Genomic DNA, 12816 nt, shown 5'->3' on the forward strand with positions numbered 1-12816 from the left:
CTTAAATTCTTTTTAAAACAATTTTCTCTGTTTCTTTTGCAATCATTCCTTTATAATATTCTTTTAGCATTTCATACTTTTCAGTAGATACAATTGCCTCATTAATTTGATGTTGGATATTTATTTGTAAAGCGTTACCTGCGGGAGCAATATTAAATTTAAAACTTCCTAAATTATCCTCCATATTCATAACCACCGGAGCAGGCAATACCTCGGCTGTAAAACCTTCGGGGATTTGAAGCGTTATGTTATATTTATCTGTAAAAGGGAATCCAAAATCAACCGGATATTCTCTGAGATCCTGTTTGAAAGGATTTTTTTCATTTGTTAAAAACAGCATTGGACTAATATATATTTTCCCGCCTATCACTTCGCATAAGTTATTACCGGTAAATGAATAACTTTCTATAATAGGCAGTAACAAATCTTTTTCGTTTGTTCTTGAATAATCACTTATTTCGATTTTGTTATTTCTATTCTCCAGTTTTTCTAAATATTCATCTTCTTTAACCCCGTTAATATTATCTCTTGTAATCATGGCATTATAATCTGTACATTGTCTTCTTGTTTTACCTGTTATTTTACCTTCGGCATCAATACTATAATTCATGTAAACAACATCATTTGATGATTTTTTAGGCATTAAATCTACTTCTTCAGATGTTCCGTCTTTTCTAATCAATCGGCCAGACCAGTTTAAGGCTCTAAAAGGCAAAACGTTAGGAGTTGAAAATTTATCAGAAGCATCTAACAAAACATTTCCGTTTGGAGTTTCAACTGCAGCAATAACATAATTAAAAGCGGTTCTATTAGGGAAAATAGAAATTCCATTAGCGCGTGTACTCACCAAAACCGGATTTGCTGTTAAACCTGCATAACGCAACATCGCGGTTAGCATTAAATTAATATCCGCAATATTTCCTGTTTTTTCTTTATACGCTTTTTTAACGCCATTATCACAGCTGTATCCGTTGTAATCATTCCATTTTACGTTCGATTTTACATGATTTAAAATAACCAATATCTTTTCATCTGCTGTATTTTTTCCTTCTAATATTTTTTTCAAATCGTCTTCGAAATAGCCTGTTTTATTTAATTCAGGACCAAAATCATCATATTCGTAAATTGTTTTCACAACTGAATTCCAATCTGTCGAATACATTTTTATTTGTGAATTAGGATATTTTGTCATCGATAATTCATGCTGAATACTTGAAGTATAGTTATCAATATTATTGACATAAGCCTCATCTTTCATTGCAGGAAAATTTACTGCCACATAAGTCGTTTGCGTTTCAGAGTAATCTAATTTATCCGTAGAAAATGTTGTTTGAGTAGTTCCCCATCCGCCTCCGGATCTTTCTTTATTCGTAAAAACTATTGACTTTGGATTTTTTACCGTAGTAATCTTAGGAAAAACATATCCTTTTTGTCTTGAATTAAAGACATAATATTCCGGAACGAAAGTTGAAAACTCAGAATAATTTACCGGAATACTCGTCTGAAAATCCCAATCTCTAATTATTCTATCGCTAGGACTTCTCACGATGTAACTAAACTCAATAACAGAACCTTCTTTTACATTAGGCATTGTGATCTTTTTTTGTCCTCTAAATTTATTTACGACTTCATCAAAGGCTCCATCGCTTTTTAGCTTCGTTTTTTCAATTTTACCATTTACCAAATTATAAGTAACGGCATCAGAAAAACTTACTTTTTCTTTAAACCCGGCCTGATTATAATACCAAACATTTTGATTGGCCCAATCGTATCCTTCTTTTTTATAAATCTTAATTCTGGTTTCTACTTCTGTTATGGTAATAAACCCCTCATTCTGATCATATTCTATTCTCGTTTTTCCTTTTTTATACAAAATTGCAGCTGCTGCCGATGAATCTTTAGGATGTACTTTTTGCTCTAATTCAGCAATAGATACTTTTCCTAATTTAAATTCCTGCGCTGTTACATTCGTAATAAGCAACAATAGAATTGACAGACTAAAAAGTTTGGTAATTTTCATTTTTGGTTAGTTCTTGGTTAATATAATTTTGGCATTATCGTTTCTTGCAACTTGCTCCATAAAAAGACGGTACTCGTCATATTCTTTACTTGAATATTGCCCTTTATTTATGAATATAGAGCGTTTGTAAGTCAGTTTATTATTTTCTTTTTTGATGATTTCGGTTTTGTATTCTCCAAATTTTCCTTTTAATTCAAAGTTTTGAGGCAAAAATTCTATTGTATAACCTGTTGGTAAATTAATTTCGATTTCATCTGAATCTAAATAACCACGCTGAATCTGAAGCGGGGTTTTTCTATTACGGATTCTCTTAACATTAGCAGAAGTTTGATTGAATGCATTTACGGTAAAAATCATTTTGTTCGCAGAAATTGCGGCATAGTTTAAAGCACTTGTTTGCACATCCTCAGTAAATTGAATATTTTCCTTATTATTAGTAAAAGAAATTTTACCCAATTTTAAATTATTGATATTGCTCCAATAATCTTTATAATGAGCTTCTTTTTCTGTTGGCTGTAAAGTTTCTAATCTAGCCTTTGTGTTGTATTGAGAACCTTCTGAAACAATTGATAATGAACCCGAAAAATTACCATTTTCGTCTATGCTATATAGTCCTTTATCTTTTTGAGTATTTCCTAAATCCTCATACACTTTTGTTCTCACAATTTCTCCCCCTTCCGGCTTAATAATCAAGACATCCCGATCATCAGTAAAAGTTCCCTGATATCCAAAAGGAGCATCCTGGCTTGTACATTCTAACCAAGTGTAATGATTACCATTAGGGATAGCTAGAATAATATGGTTACCCTGCTGGGATACAAAATCAGATCTAATATCCATTTTATAATTATTACCATATAATTTCGTATAATAAGACTCCACTCCTACGGATTTTAATAATGCTTTAGTATAATTCGTTAAAGCTTTACAATCTCCATAGCCTAAACGATCGACATCACTAGCCAACATGGGTTTCCAGCCCCCTATCCCTTCACTAATAGCGACATATCTAACTTTTTTCTGAAGATAATTATATATTATTTTTGCAATTTTAATAGGATCTTTTTCATCTCCCACTAAAGCTTTCATTTTTACTTTGGTTACTTCAGGAATATCTTCAGTTCCAAATAGAATTTTATCATTCCACCATTTACCAAATTCCTTCCAAGTCTTTGCATTTCCGTCGACTCCTTCAAGATTAAAATACTCAAGTCCCATTATAAGTTTTGGATATATTTCATCAAAACTAGGGCTGTAATCTTCGTTTTTTTGCGCTAAAATACCTGTTGCCACATACGAAGTCTTTGTATCACTGTCTGCTTCTTTTTTAATATTAAAAACTGAAAATTGACATTCTTTTTTTCTAAAACCTAAATTAGCAGGATATCTAACGTTTAAAATACTTTTTTCAACACTAATATAATAACTATCTAAAGGCATCCAACTTGGAATAAAAGCAGTTGTAGAAGTTTCTTTCTCACTATTATAAACTATTGTATACGGATATGATATTGGAGTGTATTCTAAATAAAGATATCGATTGTCTGAAATCAATATACCTGCATCAACTGCGCTCTGATCTTTAAAATCTTTTCGTTTAATTTTTTTTATCTCATTCCCTGCAGCATCGTAAACAGTTGCCTCTATACTTTTAATTGATGAGTTTTTACCATAATCTTCATAAGCATTTATTGCTTTAGAGCCTTTTTCATTTAAAACTGTTATAATTCGCTGCGTTTTAATATTCATGCTTCTTTGGGAAACAATATTAATATCCATTTGATCTAATCGGACAACAGCGTTGGAATTTTCTTTAAGACTATCAGAAATCGCTGTTACAGCATATTCGGTTTTTTGAGCCGAAAGAATAAGGGTAAATAAGAAAAAAAATAATCCCGAAAAAGTAAATTTCATTAGTAAGTAATTTCGCCAAATATATATTATTTTTAGAAATTCTTAACATATGTTTAATAAAATTTTACTCTCGATTTTTGCTGTCAATTAAAATCGTTACAGGGCCGTCATTTAAGAGACTAACCTTCATATCTGCACCAAAAATTCCGGTTTGTACTTTTTTATTAAATTCTTTTTCTAAAGATTTCACAAAATTCTCATACATCGGAATCGCGAATTCGGGTTTTGATGCTTTTATATAAGATGGACGATTACCTTTTTTTGTCGAAGCATGAAGTGTAAACTGACTTACTACTATAATATCTCCATCGATATCCTGAACTGAGCAGTTCATTACATCATTCTCGTCGCCAAAAATTCTCATCTTGATGATTTTACCAACCAGCCAATCGATATCTTCCTGCGTGTCCAGATCTTCAATTCCTACTAAAACCAATAATCCTCTTTGAATATCAGCTACTTTTTGATGATCTACAGTTACTGATGCTTCTGAAACTCTTTGAAGAACAATTCTCATATTTTATCTAATAATGTGTTTTTTTGCCACAGATTACACGGATTAAAAAGATCAAATCTAACGTTAGATGCACTGCTGTGCATCTCTACATTCAAAATTTGTCGATAATTTTTTTATTGGAATTTGGAATTTTCGTTTTGGAATTTAAAAAGTTTACTTCCTTAACTCATCACTCGCTTTTCGATCTTCATCATACGAATCTGTACGATAATTTTCGTCATCGCCTTCCAGTATTTTCAAGTAACTATTGTAACGTGACCAGGCGATCTCGTCTCTTTCTAAAGCTGCTTTTATTGCGCAATGAGGTTCTTCTTTATGTAGACAATTGTTAAACTTGCATTGATCTTTTAATTTAAAGAATTCCGGAAAATAACCGCTGATTTCTTCTTTTTCCATATCAACGATTCCGAAACCTTTGATTCCCGGCGTATCGATAATTTTTGCATTAAAAGACAAATCATACATTTCGGCAAAAGTTGTTGTATGTTGACCTTGTTTACTTGCTTCAGAAATGGTTTTGGTTTTAAGATGTAACGAAGGTTCCATGGCATTGACTAAAGTCGATTTCCCAACACCTGAATGCCCTGAAAACATGCTTACTTTACCAATCATCATTTCTTTTAATTCGTCAATACCTTTCATTTCTGTTGAAGAAACACGAAGGCATTTGTAACCAATTTGCTGATATACGTATTGCATATACAATTGATCTTCGAGAGTTGGCTCATCAAAAGTATCTATTTTATTAAAAACAAGAATCGTTTCGATATTATAAGCTTCCGCAGTAACCAGAAAACGATCGATAAAGTTGAAGGTTGTTGGTGGATTATTAATAGTGATCAATAAAAACACACGATCAATATTCGATGCGATAATATGCATTTGATGCGAAAGGTTAACCGATTTACGAACGATGTAATTTTTTCTTTCGTGAATATTAAAAATCGTTCCGGTTAAGGCATCTGAAGTTTCTTCCAATTCATAATCGACAATATCGCCCACAGCAATAGGATTAGTGCTTTTTATACCTTTCATCCTAAACTTCCCTTTCATACGGCATTCTATAAAATCGCCTTGTTCAGATTTTACAGTGTACCAACTTCCTGTAGATTTATATACGAGTCCTGTCATTCTTTAATTTTAGATTATTGATTTTAGATTTTAGATTACTCTTAGAACTAAAAAATAAAAGGCAAAATTACGTTTTTAGAATTGAACAACGCAATTTCACCTTTTAAAATTAAAGACTTACTCAGAATTTGATACGTTTACCAAACAATTTCGGCTAAAATTTCATTCTCTTTGATTTTTCCTAACTGAATTGTTTTTAACGTTTTTGTCGTTTTTCCTGCTCTTGTGGTATAAATTTCTACCATAACGGTTGCGGGGCCACTTTCGGTTAATTCTCTTTCACCAAAATAATTGGTTTTTATTTGATATTTTCCTTTTATCGCATTTCTAATTAAATATTGTTCCGGGCCATAACCTTGGGTAAAATCTTTAGAAAATCGCGCGCCGGCTTGTGTACCTTTATGTGCGTAATAACATTCTTCTCCGTTTGGTTCAATAATATGAAGATCTAAATCGACATCCATCAGGTTCCAGTTCATAATTATTCTGATATCAACCGGCATTTTCTCTAAATATTTTTTATCAAGTTTACCTGTTTTCAAACCTTTGTGTTCCATCGTCAAACGGTTAACATCCATTAAAATAATATCTTCCACACCTTGGTATTGTCCGCTCATTTCTCCGTAATAATTTACTTCTAATGCCTTAATCAATTGATCAAAAGCTTCCTGATATTTTCCTGCATCTTCAAGAGCCAACGCATAATCTCTTAAACTTTGTGGTTCATGCGCTCTCCATTTTGCAATTTGTCTTGCAGTAAATAAGGCATCATCAAAATCTTTCCACTGACGTAATGTATACGTAAGGGTTTTATAAAGCTGATGATTTTCTAAACCTAAATCGGCAATATTGCTGATTACCTGCAAAGCTTTTTTGATATCGCCCTGATTGTAGAAAAAATGCGCCACATCAAAATAAAAACTTGGATTTCTCTCTTGTCCGTTCCTTAATTCAAAATATAAATCATATTGTTTTTCTTTTGGTACAGCCGTTAAAGCTTTTAGATACAAACGATCGGGATTCCAGGTTTTAGGTTCATTATTAATCATATTAGATTCTCCCTTTTTCGTAACAACATTTACGACTCCGTTTGATGCCCTACTTCCATAAAGTGCAGTTACCATAGTATTTTTAAGAACATCTACAGAAGCGATATCATCCTGATCCAAATCTGACAATTCACCTTCAAAAGGTTTTCCATCCACAATTATCAAAGGTTTTTTTGAGATCGGCATTGAAACCTTCTCATCAAATACAACTTTATCAATACTCCCAGAAGATGAAGCAGCAATTCCGGAAACTTTCTCCTCTAGTCTTTGTGCTATATCGGCATTTTGAGAAATAGTTTCAGATGTAATAGATTGTACTGAAGATGTCATATCCCTTTTTCTAACAGGAGCGGCGTAACTCGTTACAACAACTTCTTGTAATGATTGCGTATTTTCTCTTAATTGAACCCTAATTTGGTTATTTGTTCCAACATTTAATTGATAAGAATCAAAACCAATATAACTAAAATTAAGAGTACTATTTTCGGCTGCTCTAATTACAAATTTCCCATCAAAATCAGTGTAAACGCCTTCTCTTTCTCCTCTTATTGTTACGGTCACTCCAGGCAGGGCTAATCCCTGCTGATCTAAAACAGTCCCCTCAATTCTACCTGCTGCAACATTTGTGCTTCTGGTAGATACTGCACTTGCACTTCTGCCTGAACTCCTGTTTTCTTCATTGTCTGATCTTCGGTTTTTTTGAACTTTTGGTTTTGGTAAAGGTTTTGGTGCAGTATATTTCACGTCTTTTTTCCACCAGTCATTTAAACCTTGAAAATAACTTTCGATACTTTCCCAATTATTTTTTTGCTGCGCCAGACTTCTATCGTTTTCCTGTTTTTTTATTCTGTCAAATTCAGCACGTAACTCAGCTGGTGGAATAATATCATACGAAATATAATCACGAATATCTTCGAGAACAATCAACGAGGTATTTTTGGTTATGATGCCATATTTCTTTCCTAAAAGTTCAATTTCATCAGCATTTTTATCATATTGAAAATCAAGATTGGCTATTTTTTTCTGTGCCCAAAGTTTTTCAACATTTACATCATTTGTGTTCTGAAGAACCGCGTCTAAAGTAATTTTTCGTTCTAAAACTGCTTCGTTATTATAACCAAATAATAAGGTAATTTGATTTTTTTGATTCAGAGAAATTCCTGAAAAACTAAAGCTTCCTGAAACCGAAGTTCCTTCCACCGGAAATAAATCTGTTACCGTGTAGTTCTCTTTTATACCTAAAAACTTCAAATTACTATTCGTCAGTTTATCCAATGCATTGTCCTGATTCACCTGATTTAAATTGATAAAATTACCGCCCGTTTGCATCGCCCAATAATTCAGAAAAGAAAAATCTGCTGAAACCGATGATGTTATCGTGTAAATTGGCTTTTTAGTCTTTGGTAAAACATTCTCGCTCAAAGATGAAAGTCCGTCAGAGAAAAACAAATATTCGTCGTTATTCACGAAATTAAGTTGCGAAAAACGAGTTCCTCCATCATAATTTGTATGCTCTAAAACTGCTTTTAATTCAGACCAGTTTCCGTTTGTAATGGTGTATTCTTTTTGTTTTTCGAAAGTATAATTCAAAAAGTATAAAGTGACTTTTGTGTTTTTTATTTTTTGAAAATAAGCATTCAACAAACTCAGTTCTTTTTTTACATCTCTTATTTTACAACTCAGTGAATTATCCCAAATTAAACCAATTGAAACCGGAGTTTTTTTAGCTATTTTATTTCCTTCGATAAAAGTATTTCCGTAAAAATAATGTTGTCCGCCCACATTTTGCATGATTACACTCGGAGCATTTTCCTGAATCGGAATCTTAAAAAGTAGTTTTTCAGATGGCTGATAATTTTCTTTTTTGATCGAAGTTTGAAAAGATTGATTCCATTTCGAAAAAACAATTGCATCTCCCGAATTCTCCGAAACAGTTGGCGAAGCCGAAGTTCCTAAAACTGAAACATTCAATTCAAAATTATCCAGTTTTTTAGGATAACGACTTACCAATTGATACGCCAGATTGTCTTTATCAAATGCCGAAAGTTCTTCTTCGTAACCTATGATTACAGTTCGTTCTCCGTTTGGCATCAACGGATAAATTCTCGTTCTAAAATTATTTCCGTCTACTTTCTCTAATAATCCCGGGTCAACGCGACGATGTTCTATGGCTTCAAAAACCTGTTTTCCCTTGTTTTTATTTACAGGAACCGCTTCACGCATTTTACCATTGATGTCAATAGCATATCTCGAAACCGAAACATTTTCGGGTAACGGAAAAATAAGTTCCGCTTCCATCTGGCGCGTTCCTGAGTTAAAGAAATGCATTTCGGCAGTGGTGTAAGCGATATTCCCCACCACTTTTACATTCACAATTAGTTTATTCATTCTAACCTTTTCTGCTTCTTCACCTTTTACTGTTAATTCGGGGCTTTGTGCGAAAGATTTTGTTCCTAAAAACAATATCAAATAAAATAACATTTTCAAATTAACTTGAAAAATTCCTGGCTGAGACAAACATAATTTTGATTTCATAACGTGAGAGTTAAGGTTCTATAATGATATAGAGAACATAAAATCTAAAAAGGTTGGAATGGGTTATAAAAAAAATTTAAACCATATAAGTCATATAAGAAAACATTAGTCCAAGATCGAAATTAAAAGCTGTAAAAAATATAGCGCACGTTTTCAACCGTGGGGACAAAGATTATTGATATACATTGTGTTGTGATCTCAAAAGATTGCGAACATTGGTTAAGTCCTCACGGCTGAAACCGTGCGCTTGTTTATATATACAACCAAAAAAAATCTCCAACACTTCTTTTACAAAGTGCCGGAGATCTAAAAAAACAATCTATTTTTAAATAATGCTATAAGAAAAGTTTAAAATAATTTCACAAAAACTTAAATTCCCTTATATCACTTATTTGATTTTGAAAAAATTTATGCGTTGAAAATTTTCTCCTGGTGACCAATACTTTCCTGGTGGATAGCTTTGAACATTCTCAAAACGAATTCTTCTGTAAGACCTTTTTTCTCACCTTCTAAAATCATTTTTCCTAAGATTTCATTCCAACGGTTGTTTTGAAGAATCGCTACGTTTGCATCTTTTTTCACCTGACCAATTTCGTCAGCTACTTTCATACGTTTTCCTAACAACTCTAATAAGTTAGCATCTAAAACGTCGATGTTAGCTCTTAATTTTGTCATTTTATTGCTGTACTCGTCTGTAGTATCATCTGTTTTTCTGATAGTCAAATCTTTAATGATTTGTTTCAAAGCATCAGGAGTAACTTGTTGAGCAGCATCAGACCAAGCGTTGTCCGGATCGTAGTGCGTTTCGATAATCATACCATCGTAATTCAAATCTAAAGCCTCTTGCGTTACTTCAAAAATCATTTTACGATCTCCGGTAATGTGAGATGGATCGATGATTAAAGGTAAATCAGGGAATTTATTTTGCAATTCGATAGCAATTTGCCATTCCGGAATGTTTCTATATTTTGTTTTTTCGTAAGTAGAGAAACCTCTGTGGATAACTCCTAATTTCTCAATTCCAGCCATATGTAAACGCTCAACACCACCTAGCCATAAAGCTAAATCAGGGTTTACAGGGTTTTTAACCAAAACGATTTTATCCGTTCCTTTCAATGTATCAGCAATTTCCTGAACTGCGAAAGGGTTTGCAGTTGTACGAGCACCAACCCATAAAACGTCGATATCATGTTCTAAAGCCAATTTACAGTGAGCTGCAGTCGCAACTTCAGTTCCCATCAATAAACCAGTTTCAGCTTTTGCTTTTTGTAACCATTTTAAACCAATTTCTCCAACACCTTCAAATCCTCCCGGACGCGTTCTTGGTTTCCAGATTCCAGCTCTGAATACACTAACTTTTGAATCTTTCAATTCATGAGCAATCTTTAATACTTGATCTTCCGTTTCTGCACTACAAGGTCCAGCTATCACAAGTGGGTGATTTAAATTGAAATCTTCTAACCACTTTCTCATTTCTTTCTTATTTTCCATCTTAATTTTAATTTATTTCTTAGTTGTTGTTAATCCGTTTAGTATTTCTTTTATTTTATTTGTGCTTTCCATTTCTTCAAAAATGGCATTGTAATCTTCTTCTTTTAGCAAATCTCTAAACCGACTGAGATTTGAAATGTAAGCTTCTAAAGTTTCTAAAACATGTTCTTTGTTTTGCTTAAAAATTGGCGTCCACATTGCGGGTGAACTTTTTGCGAGACGAACTGTACTTTCAAATCCACTTCCCGCCATATCAAAAATATCCTGTTCGTCTTTTTCTTTGTTCATTACCGTTTTCCCGAGCATAAACGAACTAATGTGCGACAAATGCGAAACGTAAGCAATATGTTTGTCGTGTGAAGTTGGATCCATATATCGAATCCTCATTCCTATTTCGCTAAAAAGCTTTAATGCTTTTTCCTGCAATTTAAAAGTGGTTTTTTCCACCTCACAAATAATATTTGTTTTCCCTTTAAACAAACCTCGTATCGCCGCCGATGGCCCGGAAAACTCCGTTCCGGCAATTGGATGTGTTGCTATAAAGTTTCTTCTTTTCGGGTGACTTGCCACCGCTTCGCAAATTGGTTTTTTAGTCGATCCTACTTCAAAAACAATAGTTTTATCTCCAACCGAATCCAAAACTTTAGGCAAAACCATCAGCGCTATATCCACAGGAACCGAAACGATTACAAAATCAGCCTCAGCTAATTCTTCAAAGCTTCCCGCCTGATCGATAACACCTAAATCAATTGCTTCCTGCAAATGTTTCTCGTTATTATCTATTCCAAAAATAGTAGCTTCAGGATGTTGATCTTTGATGTCGAGCACCATCGAACCGCCTATTAACCCTATTCCTATTACGTATACTTTCATAATTCTTTTTTGTTTCTTAACCGCAAAGTCCGCAAGGATTTACGCAAGGTTCGCAATCTTAAAGTCTAAAATCTTGTTTCTTGTTTCTTGATTCTAAAACCTGTCAATCGCCTCTTGTACTTTTTCTTCTTTCACACACAATGAGAATCTGATATAACCTTCACCATTGCTTCCGAAAATTGTTCCCGGGGTTATGAAAATGTGTTTCTCGTATAATATTTCGTCAATGAACTTTTCTGCTGATTCGATTCCTTCCGGCAATTTCGCCCAGACAAAAAGTCCAACTCCTGCTGCATACACTTCGCAGCCTAATTTTTCTGCTAGTTTTTCGGTTAATTCTCTTCGTCGTCTGTAAATTTTGTTTTGATCTTCAAACCATGATTTATCACAATTCAACGCTGCAATTGCACCTTTCTGAATTCCGTAGAACATACCGCTGTCCATGTTGCTTTTTACTTTTAAGACTGCATCGATAATTTCAGGATTTCCCAAAACCATCCCCACTCTCCAGCCGGCCATGTTGAAGGTTTTACTAAGTGAATTCAATTCCAGCGCTACATCTTTTGCACCTTCCACCTGCAATAAACTCATCGGATTATCATTCAAAACAAAACTATACGGATTATCATTGACCAATAATATGTTGTGTTTTTTAGCAAAAGCAACCAATTTTTCAAATAACGCTAAACTTCCTCTCGCTCCTGTTGGCATGTGCGGATAACCCAGCCACATAATTTTTACTTTCGAAAGATCTAATTTTTCTAATGAATCAAAATCCGGTTCCCACGCATTTTCTTCTTTCAAATCATAATAAACCGGAACTGCTCCAACCAAATTGGTTACCGAAGTATAAGTCGGATAACCCGGATTCGGAATCAACACGTGATCGCCTTCATTTAAGAAAGCTAGCGAAATGTGCATAATTCCTTCTTTCGAACCCATTAAAGGCAAAATCTCATTATTCGGATTTAATGCAACACCAAATTGATTCTGATAAAAATCTGCCATCCCTTTTCTCAATTCCGGTAATCCCTGATAGCTCTGATAACCGTGTCCGTTTTCATCTAAAATTGCTGCGGCAACCGCTTCAATTACTGCTTTCGACGGACTCAAATCAGGGCTTCCAATTCCCATATTGATGATAGATTTTCCTTCAGACTGCAGCTGACGCACTTCTCTCAATTTTGATGAGAAGTAGTATTCTTCAACTGTATCTAATCTTTTTGCTGTTGTAATCATGATTTATATATATTCTCTTTTTAGAGTTTCTCTTTTTATTTAATCCT

General features: G+C 33.7%; 8 protein-coding genes. All 8 read right to left on the reverse strand.

What is annotated here, in order from left to right; all coding sequences use genetic code 11:
• Position 1 precedes the first annotated feature (1 nt).
• On the reverse strand, positions 2-2020 hold the full coding sequence (locus B0M43_RS02720; RefSeq protein ID WP_078006927.1) for a transglutaminase domain-containing protein: 2019 nt from the start codon (positions 2018-2020) through the stop codon (positions 2-4).
• A gap of 6 nt (positions 2021-2026) precedes the next feature.
• Complete coding sequence (locus B0M43_RS02725) at positions 2027-3934, reverse strand: DUF3857 domain-containing protein (protein WP_078006926.1); 1908 nt, start codon at positions 3932-3934, stop codon at positions 2027-2029.
• Between the two features lie 64 nt (positions 3935-3998).
• A complete protein-coding gene (dtd, locus tag B0M43_RS02730; protein WP_078006925.1) occupies positions 3999-4451 on the reverse strand; it encodes a D-aminoacyl-tRNA deacylase in 453 nt (150 codons plus the stop codon).
• 153 nt (positions 4452-4604) lie between these two features.
• Complete coding sequence (gene rsgA / locus B0M43_RS02735; protein ID WP_078006924.1) at positions 4605-5582, reverse strand: ribosome small subunit-dependent GTPase A; 978 nt, start codon at positions 5580-5582, stop codon at positions 4605-4607.
• 137 nt (positions 5583-5719) lie between these two features.
• Positions 5720-9166 carry a VIT domain-containing protein gene (locus B0M43_RS02740; RefSeq protein WP_078006923.1) on the reverse strand — a complete coding sequence of 1149 codons (3447 nt, stop codon included), beginning with the start codon at positions 9164-9166 and terminating at the stop codon, positions 5720-5722.
• Positions 9167-9574: 408 nt separating this feature from the next.
• On the reverse strand, positions 9575-10657 hold the full coding sequence (locus B0M43_RS02745) for a bifunctional 3-deoxy-7-phosphoheptulonate synthase/chorismate mutase type II (RefSeq protein ID WP_065448568.1): 1083 nt from the start codon (positions 10655-10657) through the stop codon (positions 9575-9577).
• A 12-nt stretch (positions 10658-10669) separates the two neighbouring features.
• The gene (locus tag B0M43_RS02750) at positions 10670-11530 is read right to left on the reverse strand and encodes a prephenate dehydrogenase (protein WP_078006922.1); all 861 of its coding nucleotides are present in this window, start codon (positions 11528-11530) and stop codon (positions 10670-10672) included.
• Positions 11531-11623: 93 nt separating this feature from the next.
• Positions 11624-12769, reverse strand: a complete 1146-nt coding sequence (locus tag B0M43_RS02755) for a pyridoxal phosphate-dependent aminotransferase (RefSeq protein WP_078006921.1) — start codon at positions 12767-12769, stop codon at positions 11624-11626.
• Between the last annotated feature and the right edge of the window lie 47 nt (positions 12770-12816).

The sequence above is a fragment of the Flavobacterium sp. KBS0721 genome (assembly GCF_002007065.3).
GTDB classification, from domain to species: domain Bacteria; phylum Bacteroidota; class Bacteroidia; order Flavobacteriales; family Flavobacteriaceae; genus Flavobacterium; species Flavobacterium piscis.